Below are 15,679 nucleotides of genomic sequence, written 5' to 3' on the forward strand. Positions count from 1 at the left end.
GTCGTGCTCGGCGCGCTCGTCGCGGCGGGCGTCGGCTGGTGGTTCAACCTCGGCCCCGGCGGCACCTCGACGGTGCCCGACGTCTCGGGCGAGGCGCAGGACGCGGCGATCGCGCTGCTCGCCGAGCACGGCATCGAGGTGGCGGGCGTGACGGGCGAACCGGACTACGACACCCCCGCGGGGCTCGCGCTGCGCACGGAGCCCGGTGCCGGCACCGTGCTCGGCAACGGCGAGGCGGTGCAGCTCGTCGTCTCCCAGGGCCGTCGGAGCCTGCCGGTGCCGGCCCTCGCGGGGCTGCCGCTCGAGCAGGCGCGGGCCGAGATCGAGGCAGCCGGGTTCACGGTCGCCGAGGGCGAGCCCGACCGCATCTTCGACGGCGCGGCGGCCGGCACCGTGCTCGCCGCGCTCGCGCCCGACGGCACCGACCTCGCGCAGCTCACCGCGCTCGAGGAGCGGTCGCCCATCGCGCTGCGCGTCTCGCTCGGCCCCATCCCCGCGCAGGCGGGCCAGCCCGCGGCCGAGGCGCGGGCCGCGCTCGAGCAGGCCGGGCTCCTGGTCGACTTCTCGCGCGAGGAGCACTCGCTCGAGGTGCCGGCCGGCGCGCTCATCTCGCTCGCGGTGCCCGAGGCTCCCGTGCGGCAGGGCGCGACGATCGGGGGCGTCGTCTCGCTCGGCCCGCGCATGCTCGAGGTGCCCGACGTCGTCGGGATGCCCATCCCGGAGGCCGTGCAGGCCGTGCGCGACGCGGGCCTCGTGCCCGAGCTCCGCACGAACGTGCCCGAAGCGCTGCGCGCGCTCGCCGCCGTGCTCTCGCAGGACCCGGGCTCCCCCGGGCCGGTGGTCGAGGGCTCGACCGTCGTGCTCGACGCGACCTACTGACCGCGCGACGCTCGGCGCCCGCTCAGTGCGCGGGGCGGGGCGCCGCCCGGAGCTCCTCCGCCACGAGGAACGCGAGCTCGAGCGACTGCATGTGGTTCAGGCGCGGGTCGCACAGCGACTCGTAGCGGGACTCGAGCGCGAGCTCGTCGATGTCCTCCGAGCCGCCCAGGCACTCCGTGACGTCGTCGCCCGTGAGCTCGACGTGGATGCCGCCGGGGAACGTGCCGACCGCGCGGTGCGCCTCGAAGAACCCGCGCACCTCGTCGACGACGTCGTCGAACCGCCGCGACTTGTAGCCGTTGCGGGTCGTGATCCCGTTCCCGTGCATCGGGTCGGTGACCCACAGCGGCGTCGACTCGAGCGACTTCGACGCCTCGAGGAGCTCGGGCAGCACGTCGCGGATGCGACCGGCGCCCATGCGGGTGATGAACGTGAGCCGGCCCGGCTCCCGCTCGGGGTCGAGCCGGTCGACGAGCGCCTCCATGTCGGCGGCGGTCGTCGTCGGGCCGAGCTTGACGCCGATCGGGTTGCGGACGCGGGAGAAGAAGTCGACGTGCGCGCCGTCGATGTCGCGCGTGCGCTCGCCGATCCACTGGAAGTGGCTCGACGTGTTGTAGGCGAGGCCCGTGCGCGAGTCGATGCGCGTGAGCGGCCGCTCGTAGTCCATCAGCAGGCCCTCGTGGCCGGTGAAGAACTCGACGCCGCGCAGCTCGTCGAAGTTCGCGCCCGCCGCCTCCATGAAGCGCACCGCGCGGTCGATCTCGGCGGCGAGCGCCTCGTAGCGCGCGAAGAGCGGGTTCTCGGCGAAGCCCTTGTTCCACGAGTGCACCTGACGCAGGTCGGCGAACCCGCCCTGCGTGAACGCGCGCACGAGGTTGAGCGTCGAGGCGGCCATGTGGTAGCCGCGCAGGATGCGCTCCGGGTCGGCGGTGCGCGACTCGAGCGTGAAGTCGTAGCCGTTGACGATGTCGCCGCGGTACGCCGGCAGGGTCTCGTCGCCGCGCGTCTCGTGGTCGTTCGAGCGGGGCTTGGCGAACTGGCCGGCCATGCGCCCCATCTTGATCACGGGCATCGCGGAGCCGTACGTGAGCACGACCGCCATCTGCAGGATCGTCTTCACGCGGTTGCGGATGTTGTCGGCGGTCGCCCCGGCGAAGGTCTCGGCGCAGTCGCCGCCCTGCAGCAGGAACGCCCGGCCCTGCGCGGCGGCGGCGAGGCGGTCGCGCAGCATGTCGACCTCGCCCGCGAACACGAGCGGCGGCGCGGCGCGCAGCTCGCGGCGCACGCGCTCGAGCTCGGCCTCGTCGGGCCACGACGGCTGCTGCTTGATCGGGAGGGCCCGATACGCGTCGAGGCCCTGCTCGATGGAGCGGCGCTCGTCGGAATGCGGGATCGCGATCGTGTCGGTCATGCGTGCCTCTGCTCAAGCGGCGCCGGAGTGCGCCGCAGACCAGTCTACCGAGGCCCCGATCAGCCGCCGGCGCGCGCTGCCGCCGCGAGCTTCCGCTCCGCCTCGATGCGCGACTTCACGCTCGACGCGTACACGTCGACGTACTCCTGGTCCGAGATGCGGTTGAGCGTGACCATGATCTCGTCGGTGATCGAGCGGAGCACGAAGCGGTCGCCCTCGAGGTTGTAGTAGCGCGAGAAGTCGAGCGGCTCGCCGAAGATGATGCCGACCCGGCCGACCCGGGGCAAGCGCTTCCCGATCGGCATGATCTTCTCGCTGTCGACCATGACGCACGGGATGACCGGCACGCGCGCGTCGAGGACCATGCGCGCGACCCCGGTGCGGCCGCGGTAGAGCTTCCCGTCGGGGCTGCGCGTCCCCTCGGGGTAGATGCCGATGAGCTGGCCCTCCTGGAGCTTCTGCAGCGCGGCGTCGAGGCTCTGCGAGCTCTTCTCGCCGCCCGAGCGGTCCATCGGCAGCTGCCCGACCCCGAGGAAGAACCAGCGCATGAGCCGGCCCTTGAGCCCGGTGCCGTTGAAGTAGTCGGACTTCGCGAGGAAGTAGACGCGGCGATCGAGCACGAGCGGCATCAGGAAGGAGTCGATGACCGAGAGGTGGTTGCCCGCGATGATGGCGCCGCCGGTGGCCGGGATGTTGTCGAGGCCCGCGACCCACGGCCGGAACACGCGCGTCATGAACGGGCCCACGACCCAGTGGCGAAGCAGCCAGTAGAACATCGCACCTCCGGACGCGAGCCTAGGGCAGGGCGCCGGGCGCGAGGGACATGCGCGCCTCGCCCCGACCGGGACGCGCGACCGTACAATGAGGCCATCGCACGAGAGCCGAAGGAGTCGCAGTGCCCCAGATCACCGTCCCCGAGGGCGTCGTCCCGCCTGTCGTCCCCGCCGACCCCGAGGCGAACGTCACCGATCTGCTCGAGGACACCCTCCGGAGGAGCCCCGACTCCTCGCTCTTCGCGATCCCGGAGGGCGACGGCTGGCGCGAGGTGACCACGCGCGAGTTCCACCGCCAGGTCATCGCGCTCGCGAAGGGCTTCGTCGCCGCCGGCGTGCAGCCGGGCGACTTCGTCGGCTTCATGTGCAAGGTGCGGTACGAGTTCTCGCTCGTCGACTTCGCCCTCTGGTACGCCGGCGCCCGCATGGTCCCCGTCTACGAGACCTCGGCGCCCTCGCAGATCCAGTGGATCCTCTCGGACAGCGGCGCGAGCCGGGTCATCCTCGAGGACGCCGACCTCGTGTCGCGGTTCGACGAGGCGCACGGCGACCTGCCCGCGGTGACCGACGTGTGGCGCATCGACCGGGGCGACCTCGAGCGGCTCGTCGAGCAGGGCGCGGAGGTGCCGGACGACGAGATCGACCGGCGGCGCTCGATCGCGACGGGCAGCGACCTCGCGACGCTCATCTACACCTCGGGCTCGACGGGCCGCCCGAAGGGCACGATGCTCACCCACTCGAACTTCGTCGAGCTCTGCCGCAACGCCGCGGTCGTGATGGCCGACGTCGTCGGCCCCGGCTCGTCGACCCTCCTGTTCGTCACGCAGGCCCATGTCTTCGCGCGCTTCATCTCCGTGCTCGCGATCGCGGCGGGCGTGCGCGTCGGCCACCAGTCCGACACGAAGAAGCTCCTCGCCGCGCTCGGCTCGTTCAAGCCCACCTTCTTCCTCGCGGTGCCGCGCGTGTTCGAGAAGGTGTACAACGCGAGCGAGCAGAAGGCCGAGGCGGGCGGCAAGGGCAAGATCTTCCGCGCCGCCGCGCGCACCGCGGTCGAGCACTCGAAGGCGCTCGACGCCGGTCGCGTGCCGCTCGGCCTCAGGCTGCGCTTCGCGCTGTTCGACCGCCTGGTGCTCAGCAAGCTCAAGGTCGCGATGGGCGGCAACGTCAAGTACGCGGTGTCGGGCTCCGCGCCGCTGTCGACGTTCCTCGCCCACTTCTACCGGTCGCTCGGCATCCGCATCCTCGAGGGCTACGGGCTCACCGAGACGACCGCGCCGCTCACGGTCAACGTGCCCGACCGGTTCAAGATCGGCACCGTCGGCCCGGCGCTGCCCGGCAACGGCGTGCGCATCGCCGAGGACGGCGAGGTGCTCGGCAAGGGCGTCGCAGTCTTCGCCGGCTACTGGAAGAACGAGCAGGCGACGAAGGATGCGTTCACGGAGGACGGCTGGTTCCACACCGGCGACCTCGGCTCGCTCGACAGCGAGGGCTACCTCACGATCACCGGCCGCAAGAAGGAGCTCATCGTCACCGCGGCGGGGAAGAACGTCGCCCCGAACACGCTCGAGGACCCCATCCGCTCGAACACGATCATCGGGCAGCCCGTCGTGATCGGCGATCAGAAGCCCTTCATCGCGGCGCTCATCACCCTCGATGCCGAGATGCTCGCGACGTGGCTCGGCAACCAGGGCCTCGACAGCGCGATGCCGCTCGAGGAGGCGGCGAACCACCCGGCGGTCATCGAGGAGGTGCGCACCGCGATCCGTCGGGCGAACCGCTCGGTGTCGCGCGCCGAGTCGGTGCGCAAGTTCGCGATCCTGCCCGTCGAGTTCGTCGAGGAGAACGGCCACCTCACGCCGAAGATGTCGATCAAGCGCCACAACGTCCTGCGGGACTTCCAGTCGGCGATCGACGACATCTACGCCTCGAACTCGACCGCGCACGACGTCGGCGAGTGACCGGGCGGGCGTCGGGGTGATCGCGGCCGCGGCGGGGTGAGCGGATGATCGTGCCTCGGGACGCGCAGAGCGCCGCGGCGGTCGCCGATCACTACGACGAGCTCGACCCGATCTACCGGCGGCTGTGGGGCGAGCACGTGCACCACGGCCTGTGGACCACGGGGCGCGAGGATCCGGTCGCCGCGGTCGAGGCGCTCGTCGACGCGGTCGGCGATCGCGCGCGGCTCGTGCCCGGACAGGCGTGCGTCGACATCGGCTGCGGCTACGGCGCGACCGCTCGGCGGCTCGCCGCGACGCGCGGTGCGCGCGTCATCGGCTTCACGCTCTCGGCCGAGCAGGCGCGGCACGCGGCGTCGCGCCCCGTCGAGGGCGTCGACATCCGGCTGGGCGACTGGCTCGCGAACGGCCTGCCGGACGCGTCCGCCGACGCGGCGTGGGCCATCGAGTCGAGCGAGCACATGGCCGACAAGCCGGGCTTCTTCGCGGAGGCGCACCGCGTGCTCGCGCCCGGCGGCCGGCTCGTCGTCTGCGCGTGGCTCGCCGAGGCGGGCGCGGGGCGCTGGAAGGTGCGGCACCTGCTCGAGCCGATCTGCCGGGAGGGCCGCCTGCCGTCGATGGGCACCCGCGAGGAGTACGAGGGGATGGCGCGCGCCGCGGGCTTCGACGTCGTGGCCTTCGAGGACGTGAGCCGCCGCGTCGCGCGCACCTGGACCATCTGCACGGGCCGGCTGCTGCGCGCGATCCTCGTCGACCCCGAGGTCCGCCGGCGCGGGCTCGCCGCCCGCAACCGCGTGTTCGCGCTCTCGCTCCCCCGCCTCATGCTCGCGTACCGCACGGGCGCGATGCGCTACGGGATCCTCACCCTCGAGCGGCCCGCGGACCGCTGAGCCGCGACCGCGCAGGACGGTCCCGGCTCAGTACCAGGACGCCTTCCGCACCTCGGCCATCGCGACCGAGCGCATGTCCTTCTCGAGCGACTGCAGGTAGAGGCGGCCGTCGAGGTGGCCCATCTCGTGCTGCAGCATCTGCGCCATGAGCCCCTCCCCCTCGAGCACGACCTGGCGGCCGTCGAGGTCGACGCCGATCACGCGGCAGAACGGGTGCCGCGGCGTCGGGAAGCCGAGCTCGGGCACCGAGAGGCACCCCTCGTCGACGAGCTGCGGCTCGCCGCGCACCTCGTCGATGCGCGGGTTGAGCACGTAGCCGAGCCGCTCGTCGACGAGGAACGCGAACGCGGCCTTCGCGACGCCGATCTGGTTGGCGGCGACGCCGGCGCGGCCGGGCACCTGCACCGTGTCGAGCAGGTCCTGCACGAGCGCGGCCGTCGCGGGCGACGACGGGTCGACCGGCTCCGCGCGCTCGCGCAGCACCGGGTCGCCGAAGACGCGGATCTCCCGGATGCTCACTCGGGCCGCACCACCACGATGAGATCGCCCGCCTCGACCGGCGTCGTGCCGGTGAGCGCGAGCCGCTCGACGGTGCCGGCGACGGGCGTCGTGATCGCCGCCTCCATCTTCATCGCCTCGATCGTCGCGACGGCGTCGCCCGCGGCGACGGCGTCGCCCGCGGCGACCTTCACGGTGACCGCCCCGGCGAAGGGCGCCGCGACCTGGCCCGGCACCGACGCATCCGCCTTCTCCGCCTGCGGCTTGTCGACCTTGACGGAGCGGTCGCGCACGTACACGGGGCGCAGCTGGCCGTTGAGCACCGTCATGACGGTCACGATGCCGTCGTCGTCGGGCTCGCCGACCGCCTCGAGCGACACGTTGAGGGTGACGCCGCGGCCGATGCCGACCCGGTGCTCCTCGCCGTGCTGCATGCCGTAGAGGTAGTCGATCGTGTCGACGACCGAGAGGTCGCCGTACTGCGCGCGCGTCTCCTTGAACGCCTTCGTCGGGCCCGCGAACAGCAGCTCGTTGAGCGCGTCCTGCCGGTCGGGCCCCGGGGCGCGCAGCCGCTCGGACTGCGCGGGCTCGAGCGGCTTGATCGAGATGTCGACGCTGCGGCCCTCGAGCACCTTCGAGCGGAAGGGCTCGGGCCAGCCGCCCGGCAGGTCGCCGAGCTCGCCGGCCATGAAGCCGATCACCGAGTCGGGGATGTCGAACCGGCGCGGGTCGCGCTCGAACTCCTCGGGATCGACGCCCTGGGCGACGAGCTGCAGCGCGAGGTCGCCGACGACCTTCGACGAGGGCGTGACCTTCGTGGGCCGGCCGAGGATGCGGCTCGCCTCGGCGTACCAGTCCTCGATCCGCTCGAAGTCGTCGGCGAGGCCGAGCGCGATCGCCTGCTGGCGCAGGTTCGAGAGCTGGCCGCCGGGGATCTCGTGGCGGTAGACGCGGCCCGTGGGCCCGGGCAGCCCGGACTCGAACGGCTTGTAGAGGCGGCGCACGGCCTCCCAGTACGGCTCGAGGTCGCTCACGGCCTGGAGCGAGAGGCCCGTGTCGCGCTCGGTGTGCGCGACTGCGGCGACGAGCGCGGAGAGCGACGGCTGGCTCGTCGTGCCGGCCATCGGGGCGCTCGCGACGTCGACGGCGTCGACGCCCGCCGCGGAGGCGGCGAGGAGCGTCGCGAGCTGCCCGCCCGCGGTGTCATGCGTGTGGAGGTGCACGGGCACGTCGAAGCGCTCGCGCAGCGCCGCGACGAGCTTCGACGCCGCGCCCGCGCGCAGGAGGCCCGCCATGTCCTTGATCGCGAGCACGTGGGCGCCCGCGTCGACGATGCGCTCGGCGAGCGCGAGGTAGTAGTCGAGCGTGTAGAGGTCCTCGGCGGGGTCGAGCAGGTCGCCCGAGTAGCACAGCGCGACCTCGGCGACCGTCGTGCCGGTCGCGAGCACCGCGTCGATCGCGGGCCGCATCTGGTCGACGTCGTTGAGCGCGTCGAAGATGCGGAAGACGTCGATGCCCGTCGCGGCCGCCTCGTCGACGAACGCGGTCGTCACCTCGGTCGGGTACGGCGTGTAGCCGACGGTGTTGCGGCCCCGCAGCAGCATTTGCAGCGGGATGTTCGGCATCGTCTCGCGCAGCCGCGCGAGCCGCTCCCACGGGTCCTCGCCGAGGAACCGGAGCGCGACGTCGTACGTCGCGCCGCCCCACGCCTCCATCGACAGCAGCTGCGGCGTCATGCGCGCGACGTACGGGGCGACCGCGACGAGGTCGGCGGTGCGCACCCGCGTCGCGAGCAGCGACTGGTGGGCGTCGCGGAACGTCGTCTCGGTGACCGCGAGTGACGTGCGCTCGCGCAGCGCCCGCGCCCAGCCCGCCGGGCCCAGCTCCTGCAGCCGCTGCCGCTCGCCCTCGGGGGCCGCGCGCTCGAGGTCGCACCCGGGCAGCTTGATCGCCGGGTTGATGACGCGGTCCGGTGCGCCGTTGGGCTGGTTGACGGTGACGTCGGCGAGCCACGCGAGCACCTTCGACGCGCGGTCCTTCGGCGGGTTGATGCGCGTGAGCTCGGGGTGCTCGTCGATGAAGTTCGTCGAGACGTCGCCCGCGCGGAACTCGTCGTGCTCGAGCAGGTTGAGCAGGAACGGGATGTTCGAGGCGACGCCGCGGATGCGGAACTCGCTCACCGCGCGGTGGGCGCGGCGGATGGCGGTGTCGAGGTCGCGGCCGCGGCACGTCACCTTCGCGAGCATCGAGTCGAAGTGCGGGCTCACCTCGGTGCCGGGGTTGATGGTGCCGCCGTCGAGGCGCACGCCCGCCCCGCCGGGCGAGCGGTAGGCGGTGATGCGGCCGGTGTCGGGGCGGAAGCCGTCGGCGGGGTTCTCGGTCGTGACGCGGCACTGCAGCGCGGCGCCGTGCATCTCGATGCGGTCCTGCGTGAGCCCGAGCTGCTCGAGCGTCTGCCCCGCCGCGATGCGGATCTGGCTCGCGACGAGGTCGACGTCGGTGATCTCCTCGGTCACGGTGTGCTCGACCTGGATGCGCGGGTTCATCTCGATGAACACGTGCTGGCCCGCGCGCTCCCCCGCCGTGTCGAGCAGGAACTCGACGGTGCCCGCGTTGACGTACCCGATGGAGCGCGCGAACGCGACCGCGTCGCGGTACAGCGCGTCGCGCTGGTCCTGCGAGAGGTTCGGCGCGGGCGCGAGCTCGACGACCTTCTGGTGGCGGCGCTGCACCGAGCAGTCGCGCTCGAACAGGTGGACGGTCTCGCCCGTCGCGTCGGCGAGGATCTGCACCTCGATGTGCCGCGGGCGCACGACCGCCTGCTCGATGAACATCGTCGGGTCGCCGAAGGCGCTGTCGGCCTCCCGCATGGCGACCTCGAGCGCGTCGCGGAGGTCCTCGCGGCGCTGGACCAGGCGCATCCCCCGCCCGCCGCCGCCGGCGACGGCCTTCGCGAACACGGGGAAGCCGATCTCGTCGGCGCCCGCGAGGAGCGCGTCGATGTCGGTCGTCGCGGGCGTCGAGCGGAGCACGGGCACGCCCGCCGCGATCGCGTGCTCCTTCGCCGTCACCTTGTTGCCTGCCATCGCGAGCACCGACGGGCCGGGGCCGACGAAGGTAATGCCCGCCTCGGCCGCCGCGGTCGCGAGCTCGGGATTCTCGCTCAGGAAGCCGTAGCCCGGGTAGATGGCGTCGGCACCGGCGTCCTTCGCGACGCGGATGATCTCGCTCACCGTCAAGTAGGCGCGCACGGGTCGACCCGGCTCGCCGATCTGGTACGCCTCGTCGGCCTTCTGGCAGTGGAGCGAGTTGCGGTCCTCGTGCGCGTACACCGCGACGGTGCGGATCCCCAGCTCGTTGGCCGCGCGGAACGCTCGGATGGCGATCTCGCCTCGGTTGGCGACGAGGAGCTTCGAGAACATAGAGGGACCCTCCAAGGTGCGGCGGCGCGGTCTTCCCAATCTAGTGGGGCTAGGCTTGGGCGCCGTGCACGTACTCTCGATCAGCTCCCTCAAGGGCGGTGTCGGCAAGACCACCGTGACGCTCGGCCTGGCGTCCGCCGCCTTCGCGAAGGGCCTCCGCACGCTCGTGGTCGACCTCGACCCGCAGTCCGACGCCTCGACGGGCATGGACATCGAGATCGAGGGCCGCCTCAACGTCGCCGACGTGCTCTCGAACCCCAAGGACAAGGTCGTCCAGCAGGCGATCTCCCCCTCGGGCTGGACGCAGGGCCACGGCGGCACGATCGACGTGCTGATCGGCTCTCCCTCCGCCATCAACTTCGACGGGCCGCACCCCACGATCAAGGACATCTGGAAGCTCGAGACGGCGCTCACGACGGTCGAGGACGACTACGACCTCGTGCTCGTCGACTGCGCCCCGTCGCTCAACGCGCTCACCCGCACGGCGTGGGCGGCCTCCGACCGCGTCCTCGTCGTCACCGAGCCGGGGCTGTTCTCCGTCGCCGCCGCGGACCGCGCGCTGCGCGCGATCGAGGAGATCCGGCGCGGCCTGAGCCCGCGCCTCCAGCCGCTCGGCATCGTCGTCAACCGCGCGCGCCCGCAGTCGCTCGAGCACCAGTACCGCATCCAGGAGCTCAAGGACATGTTCGGGCCGCTCGTGCTCGAGACCGTGCTGCCCGAGCGCACCTCGATGCAGCAGGCGCAGGGCGCGGCCCGGCCGCTGCACGTGTGGCCCGGCGAGGGCGCGCAGGAGATGGCGCTGCAGTTCGACGAGCTGCTGCAGACCGTGCTGACCGCGGCCGGCCGCGCCGGCGACGAGGCGGCCTCGGGCCGCAAGGTGCCGGCTCCCACGGCTGCCGTCGACGCGACCGCGGCGGCGCAGCTCGAGGAGGCCGCGGCGGCCGAGGCCGACGGCGAGCAGCGCGAATCCTAGGCGAGCGCGGCGAGCGCGGCGATCGCCGCGCTCATCCTCGGTCGGCGCGGTCTCAGGCGGTGCGACTGCGGCGCGCGCGGCGTGCCGCGAGCTCGTCGACGGGGTGCTCGTCGACCGGGGTGCCCTCCAGCTCGATGAGCTGGGACTCGACCTCGCGCAGCACGCGGCCGACGGCGATGCCGAACACGCCCTGGCCGTTGCTGAGCAGGTCGATGACCTCGTCGTTCGACGTGCACAGGTAGACGCTCGCGCCGTCGGAGATGAGGGTGGTCTGCGTGAGGTCGCGCACGCCTGCGTCGTGCAGCTGCTGCATCGCGACCCGGATCTGCTGGAGCGAGATGCCGGTGTCGAGCAGCCGCTTCACGAGCTTGAGCACGAGGATGTCGCGGAACGAGTACAGCCGCTGGCTGCCCGAGCCGTGCGCGGGGCGGATCGACGGCTCGACGAGCCCGGTGCGCGCCCAGTAGTCGAGCTGGCGGTAGGTGATGCCGGCGGCGTCTGCGGCGATGGAGCCCTTGTAGCCGACGGCGTCCGTCTCCTGCGGCAGGCCGTCGGTGAACAGCAGCCCGGCCTCGAGGCGGCTCGCGTCGCCGCGAGCGGCACCGCCCTGGTCTGCATCCCGGCTGCCGTCGCGCATCGCCGTTCCCTTCCGAAGAGCTGAGCCAACCTTCAAGGGAAGGTTGAGTGTTGAGCCCCACCGTATCGACCTGCAGCCCCGCACCCGGGCATCCCGGGGTCGGCGCGGCGTGTCGAGGCGAGTCTACGCCCTGCGACCCACACGGCCCAGCGGCGCGCTCACGCGCCGAGCGCCTCGCGCGTGAGGATGTCGCGCACCGCCTGGATCTGGTTCGCGAGGTCGCGCGCGGCCTCCGCCGCCTTCGCCTGGCTGCCCGTCTCGCGCCGGCCCCGCATCGGCTTGAGCGCCGACTCGATGAGGGCGGCCTCGCGCTGCGCGGACTGCCGCATGCCGCGCAGGTGCCGCGGCTCGATGCCGAAGCGCTGCAGCTCCACGAGCGCGCGCAGGGCCTGCACGGCCGCGTCGCCGAACGGCTCCGTGCCGGGCAGCAGCTGCGCCGAGATCGCGTCGGCGAGCAGCTGCTTCGTCGCGCCGGCCTCGGTCTGCAGCTCGCTGCGCGAGCGGCGCCGCTCGGTGCCGAGGATCGAGGGCGCCTCGAGCCGCACGTTCGCACCGGGGATCTGCGGAGCGCGGCCCGCATCGATGTCGTCGAGGTGGCTGAGGATCACCTTGAGCGGCAGGTAGTGGTCGCGCTGCAGCGTGAGGATGTAGCGGAGGCGCTCGACGTCGGCCGCGTCGAACTTGCGGTAGCCCGAGGGCGTGCGCTGGGGGGAGATGAGCCCCTGGTCCTCGAGGAAGCGCAGCTTCGACGGCGAGAGGTCCGGGAACTCCGGGCCGAGCTTCGCGAGCACCTGCCCGATCGAGAGGAGGGCGGCCGCCTTCCTCGTCGCCTGCGCGCTCACTGCCGGGGTTCGAGGTCGAGCCGGGAGCGGTAGAACGTGAGGCGGAACTTGCCGACCTGCACCTCTGCGCCGTCGTGCAGGATCGCCTGCTCGACCCGCTCGCCGTTGTGGTACGTGCCGTTGAGCGAGCCGAGGTCGCGCAGCTCGAAGGTCGTGCCGGAGCGGACGAACTCGGCGTGGCGCCGCGAGACGGTCACGTCGTCGAGGAAGATGTCGGCGTCGGGGTGCCGGCCGGCGATCGTGGAGTCCTGGTCGAGCAGGAACCGGGCGCCCACGTTGGGCCCGCGGCGGACGACGAGGATCGCCGAGCCCGAGGGCAGCGACGCGACCGCCTCGCGGTCCTCGGGGCTCGTGCCCGAGAGCATCGACGCGAGCTGGGCGCGGTAGTCGTCACCCCACGACTGGGTGCTCTCGCCGTCGCGGCCGTTCTGCCGGCCGTCGTGCTCGGTCATGCGCTTCCTCCACGCGGATGGGCCATCGGTGGCCGGGGTCTGATCAGTGCCGTTCAGCATAGCGATCCGGAGGCTGAGCCAGACCTTGAAGGTCTGCAGCCTGAGAGGCAACCCTAGCGAACCGCGGGCCCGCCGCGCGACGGTCAGGCGAAGCCCGTGAGCGCGCGCAGGAGCGCGGCCGTCGCGGCCGCCGCCGCGACCGCGACGATGAACGGCGCACGCACCGCGAACAGCCCCGCCGCGACGAGGACCGCCGGGATGCGCGCGTCGAGCACGATGCCGCTCGCGCCGCCGAGCGCCTGCACCGCGACGAGCCCCGCGAGCAGCGACACGGTGAGGAGCTCGAGGGTGCGGCGCGGTCGCGGGCTGTCGAACACCGCCGGCGGCACGGCGTAGCCGAGCAGCTTGATCCCGAGCACGACGATGCTCGCGAGCAGCAGCAGGTGCCACAGCGTCATGCGTGGTGCCCCTCCGCGTGCTGCGGCCCGCCCGGGTCGGGCAGCGTCGACTCGTGCCGCGGCCCCAGCCAGTTCGTCAGGCCGACGATCACGCCCACCGCCGCCGCGACCATCACCGGCATCCCGGCGGGCAGCACCGGGAGGAGCGCCGCGGCGACGACGGCGCTCGCCGCCGCGACGGCCATCGCCTGCCGCGCCTTGAGCCGCGGCCACAGGAGCCCGACGAACGCGGCCGCGGCGGCGGCGTCGAGCCCCCATTGCCGCGGGTCCCCGAGCTGGTCGCCGAGCAGGGCGCCCGCGAGGGTCGCGAGGTTCCAGCCGATCCAGATGCCCACGCCCGTCACCCAGAAGCCCGCGCGCTGCGCGCGCGGCTCGCTCTGCGCGAGCGCGACCGCCGTCGACTCGTCGATCGTGACGTGCGCCGCGAGCGGGAGCAGCGCGCGACGCGGCTGCACGACGCGGCGCATGCTCATCCCGTACAGCGCGTTCCTGAGCCCCAGCATCGCCGCGCTCGCGACGCCGGCCACGCCGCCGCCGGCCGCGACCACGCCGATGAAGGCGAACTGCGAGCCGCCCGAGAACATGAGCAGGCTCAGCACCATCGTCTGCGGCAGGTCGAGCCCCGAGGCGATCGAGAGCGCCCCGAACGAGAGCCCGTAGGCGCTCGTGGCCACGACGACGCCGAGCCCCTCGCGCCGAGCGCGCCGCACCGCATCCGTCTGCGCCGAATCCGTCTGCACCGATCCAGCCTAGGCGCGCGGCTAGCCTGGGCTGATGCACCTCATCGTCGGCGCCGACGGGCTCGCGCGCCCCGCGTGGGCGGCGAGCGACCCCCTGTTGCGCGAGTACTACGACACCGAGTGGGGCATGCCCGTGCGCGACGAGACGGGGCTCTTCGAGCGCCTGTCGCTCGAGGCGTTCCAGTCGGGCCTGTCGTGGGCGACGATCCTGCGCAAGCGCCCCGCGTTCCGGGCGGCGTTCGCGGGCTTCGAGGCGGATGCGGTGGCCCGCTTCGACGACGACGACACGGCGAGGCTCCTCGGCGACGCGGGCATCGTGCGCAACCGCCGCAAGATCGAGGCGACAATCGCGAACGCCCGCGCGACGGTGCGGCTGCGCGAGGACGGCGGGCTCCCCGCGCTCATCTGGTCGTTCCAGCCGGCGACGACGCCCGCGCCGCGCAGCCACGCGGAGGTGCCGACGACGTCGCCCGAGTCGGTTGCGCTCTCGACGGAGCTCAAGCGGCGCGGGTTCGCGCACGTCGGGCCCACGACCATGTTCGCGCTCATGGAGGCGGTGGGCATCGTCGACACCCATCTCGTCGGGTCGCACCGGCGCGGGTCGAGCGGCGTCTGGGCCGACGACGGCTCGCGGCGGGAGGCGCCGTGATGCGGCGCATCCTCGTCGTGCAGTCGCGGCCGGAGGACGCGGTCGCCGACGCCGAGCTCGAGGCCATGGTGCGCTTCGGCGGGCTCGACGAGGCGCGCATCGATCGCGTGCGCCTCGATCGCGAGATCCCGCCGCTCGACCTCGCGGGCGTCGACGCCGTGCTCGTCGGCGGCGGGCCCGCGAACTTCAGCGACGAGCACCGGCGGCCGCCCGGCCACGCCGAGACCGTCGCGTGGCTCACGCGCCTCGGCGCCGCCGTCGTGCGCGACGACATCCCCTACCTCGGCGCGTGCCTCGGGCTCGGCGCGGTCGTGCACGCGCTCGGCGGCCGGATGGTGCGCGGGATCGCGGAGTCCGTCGCCCCGGTCGAGCTGAGCCTCACGGGCTCCGACTGGCTCACCGACGGGCTCCCCCGCGCGTTCACCGCGTTCGGGGGCCACAAGGAGGGCATCGCCGAGGCGCCCGAGGGCGCGACGACGCTCGCCGTCTCGGCCGCGTGCGTGCACATGGTGCGGGTCGGCGAGCACGTGGTCGGCACGCAGTTCCACCCCGAGCTCGACGCCGACGGGCTCGAGCAGCGCATCCGCGTCTACCGCGACCACGGCTACTTCTCCCCCGACGAGGTCGACGACCTCATCGCCGCGGGCCGCGCCGCGCACGTCGAGCACCCGCAGGAGATCCTGCGCCGCTTCGCCCACCGCTACGGGCTGCAGCGATGACCGCGCGCGTCGTCGTGGCATTCGACGCCTTCAAGGGCAGCCTCAGCGCGCTCGAGGCGTGCAAAGCCGCTGCGCGCGGCATCCGCTCCGCGTCGGGCGCCGAGGTCGTGCTCGTGCCGATGGCCGACGGCGGCGAGGGCAGCCTCGACGCCGTGCTCGCGCGCGGCGGTGCCGAGCGGGTCACGGCGACGACCGATGCGCTCGGCCGTCCCGCGCTCGCCCGCTGGGCGCTCGACGGCGCGCACGCGGTGATCGAGCTCGCGCAGGCGGCGGGGCTGCCGCAGGTCGAGGACGTGCCGCTGCGCCCGCTCGTCGCCTCGACCGCCGGGCTCGGCCCCGTGGTGCGCGACGCCCTCGACGCCGGCGCGGAGGAGCTCACGC

16 protein-coding genes are annotated in these 15,679 nt (G+C 73.2%); 7 read left to right on the plus strand and 9 right to left on the minus strand.

The annotated features are described in order from the left end of the window. Nucleotides 1-879: PASTA domain-containing protein (locus NWP09_RS06965; RefSeq protein WP_258274807.1), on the plus strand; the 879-nt coding region annotated here is incomplete at its 5' end. Between the two features lie 22 nt (nt 880-901). Here the strand turns inward: NWP09_RS06965 and NWP09_RS06970 are convergent. Further along, nucleotides 902-2,290: a class II 3-deoxy-7-phosphoheptulonate synthase gene (locus NWP09_RS06970; RefSeq protein ID WP_258274808.1), complete on the minus strand. Its 1,389-nt coding sequence runs from the start codon at nt 2,288-2,290 to the stop codon at nt 902-904. Between the two features lie 59 nt (nt 2,291-2,349). Continuing rightward, on the minus strand, nt 2,350-3,066 hold the full coding sequence (locus NWP09_RS06975; RefSeq protein ID WP_258274809.1) for a 1-acyl-sn-glycerol-3-phosphate acyltransferase: 717 nt from the start codon (nt 3,064-3,066) through the stop codon (nt 2,350-2,352). A gap of 119 nt (nt 3,067-3,185) precedes the next feature. On the opposite strand from NWP09_RS06975, the gene NWP09_RS06980 reads away from it, so the two are divergent. Both NWP09_RS06980 and NWP09_RS06985 read left to right on the plus strand, forming a co-directional pair. Next, a complete protein-coding gene (locus tag NWP09_RS06980) occupies nt 3,186-5,021 on the plus strand; it encodes a long-chain fatty acid--CoA ligase (protein WP_258274810.1) in 1,836 nt (611 codons plus the stop codon). A 44-nt stretch (nt 5,022-5,065) separates the two neighbouring features. Next, complete coding sequence (locus tag NWP09_RS06985; protein ID WP_258274811.1) at nt 5,066-5,908, plus strand: class I SAM-dependent methyltransferase; 843 nt, start codon at nt 5,066-5,068, stop codon at nt 5,906-5,908. 27 nt (nt 5,909-5,935) lie between these two features. Here the strand turns inward: NWP09_RS06985 and NWP09_RS06990 are convergent, their stop codons facing one another. Both NWP09_RS06990 and NWP09_RS06995 read right to left on the minus strand, forming a co-directional pair. Continuing rightward, on the minus strand, nt 5,936-6,427 hold the full coding sequence (locus NWP09_RS06990) for a peptide deformylase (protein ID WP_258274812.1): 492 nt from the start codon (nt 6,425-6,427) through the stop codon (nt 5,936-5,938). Continuing rightward, nucleotides 6,424-9,828, minus strand: a complete 3,405-nt coding sequence (locus NWP09_RS06995) for a pyruvate carboxylase (RefSeq protein ID WP_258274813.1) — start codon at nt 9,826-9,828, stop codon at nt 6,424-6,426. The genes NWP09_RS06990 and NWP09_RS06995 overlap by 4 nt, the downstream gene beginning before the upstream one ends. Before the next feature lie 64 nt (nt 9,829-9,892). Between NWP09_RS06995 and NWP09_RS07000 the strand changes: the two genes are divergently transcribed. Continuing rightward, a complete protein-coding gene (locus NWP09_RS07000) occupies nt 9,893-10,801 on the plus strand; it encodes a ParA family protein (protein WP_258274814.1) in 909 nt (302 codons plus the stop codon). Nucleotides 10,802-10,853: 52 nt separating this feature from the next. On the opposite strand, the gene NWP09_RS07005 is transcribed toward NWP09_RS07000, so the two are convergent. The 5 genes from NWP09_RS07005 to NWP09_RS07025 form a co-directional block, all read right to left on the minus strand. Continuing rightward, on the minus strand, nt 10,854-11,438 hold the full coding sequence (locus tag NWP09_RS07005; RefSeq protein WP_258274815.1) for a MerR family transcriptional regulator: 585 nt from the start codon (nt 11,436-11,438) through the stop codon (nt 10,854-10,856). A gap of 158 nt (nt 11,439-11,596) precedes the next feature. Then, nucleotides 11,597-12,280 (minus strand): MerR family transcriptional regulator, encoded by a 684-nt coding sequence (locus NWP09_RS07010; RefSeq protein WP_258274816.1) that lies wholly within the window; start codon nt 12,278-12,280, stop codon nt 11,597-11,599. Next, complete coding sequence (locus NWP09_RS07015) at nt 12,277-12,732, minus strand: FHA domain-containing protein (RefSeq protein WP_258274817.1); 456 nt, start codon at nt 12,730-12,732, stop codon at nt 12,277-12,279. Before NWP09_RS07015 ends, NWP09_RS07010 begins: the two co-directional genes overlap by 4 nt. 143 nt (nt 12,733-12,875) lie before the next feature. Continuing rightward, nucleotides 12,876-13,190, minus strand: coding sequence for an AzlD domain-containing protein (locus tag NWP09_RS07020; protein WP_258274818.1), 315 nt, complete (start codon nt 13,188-13,190; stop codon nt 12,876-12,878). Beyond that, nucleotides 13,187-13,930 carry an AzlC family ABC transporter permease gene (locus NWP09_RS07025; RefSeq protein WP_258274819.1) on the minus strand — a complete coding sequence of 248 codons (744 nt, stop codon included), beginning with the start codon at nt 13,928-13,930 and terminating at the stop codon, nt 13,187-13,189. Before NWP09_RS07025 ends, NWP09_RS07020 begins: the two co-directional genes overlap by 4 nt. Nucleotides 13,931-13,964: 34 nt before the next feature. On the opposite strand from NWP09_RS07025, the gene NWP09_RS07030 reads away from it, so the two are divergent. The 3 genes from NWP09_RS07030 to NWP09_RS07040 form a co-directional block, all read left to right on the plus strand. Then, complete coding sequence (locus tag NWP09_RS07030; RefSeq protein ID WP_258274820.1) at nt 13,965-14,579, plus strand: DNA-3-methyladenine glycosylase I; 615 nt, start codon at nt 13,965-13,967, stop codon at nt 14,577-14,579. Then, nucleotides 14,579-15,298 (plus strand): gamma-glutamyl-gamma-aminobutyrate hydrolase family protein, encoded by a 720-nt coding sequence (locus NWP09_RS07035; protein WP_258274821.1) that lies wholly within the window; start codon nt 14,579-14,581, stop codon nt 15,296-15,298. Before NWP09_RS07030 ends, NWP09_RS07035 begins: the two co-directional genes overlap by 1 nt. After that, nucleotides 15,295-15,679 (plus strand): glycerate kinase (locus NWP09_RS07040; protein ID WP_258274822.1); only part of this gene is annotated, 385 nt, incomplete at its 3' end. The genes NWP09_RS07035 and NWP09_RS07040, both read left to right, overlap by 4 nt.

The sequence above is a fragment of the Agrococcus sp. HG114 genome, assembly GCF_024723325.1.
Taxonomy (GTDB): Bacteria; Actinomycetota; Actinomycetes; order Actinomycetales; family Microbacteriaceae; genus Agrococcus.

Bases quoted from the DNA above. Each gene is read 5' to 3' on its own strand.
- NWP09_RS06970 (WP_258274808.1), bottom strand. From the start codon at position 2,290: ATGACCGACACGATCGCGATCCCGCATTCCGACGAGCGCCGCTCCATC.
- NWP09_RS06975 (WP_258274809.1), bottom strand. From the start codon at position 3,066: ATGTTCTACTGGCTGCTTCGCCACTGGGTCGTGGGCCCGTTCATGACG.
- NWP09_RS06985 (WP_258274811.1), top strand. From the start codon at position 5,066: ATGATCGTGCCTCGGGACGCGCAGAGCGCCGCGGCGGTCGCCGATCAC.
- NWP09_RS06995 (WP_258274813.1), bottom strand. From the start codon at position 9,828: ATGTTCTCGAAGCTCCTCGTCGCCAACCGAGGCGAGATCGCCATCCGA.
- NWP09_RS07005 (WP_258274815.1), bottom strand. From the start codon at position 11,438: ATGCGCGACGGCAGCCGGGATGCAGACCAGGGCGGTGCCGCTCGCGGC.
- NWP09_RS07015 (WP_258274817.1), bottom strand. From the start codon at position 12,732: ATGACCGAGCACGACGGCCGGCAGAACGGCCGCGACGGCGAGAGCACC.
- NWP09_RS07020 (WP_258274818.1), bottom strand. From the start codon at position 13,190: ATGACGCTGTGGCACCTGCTGCTGCTCGCGAGCATCGTCGTGCTCGGG.
- NWP09_RS07030 (WP_258274820.1), top strand. From the start codon at position 13,965: ATGCACCTCATCGTCGGCGCCGACGGGCTCGCGCGCCCCGCGTGGGCG.
- NWP09_RS07035 (WP_258274821.1), top strand. From the start codon at position 14,579: ATGCGGCGCATCCTCGTCGTGCAGTCGCGGCCGGAGGACGCGGTCGCC.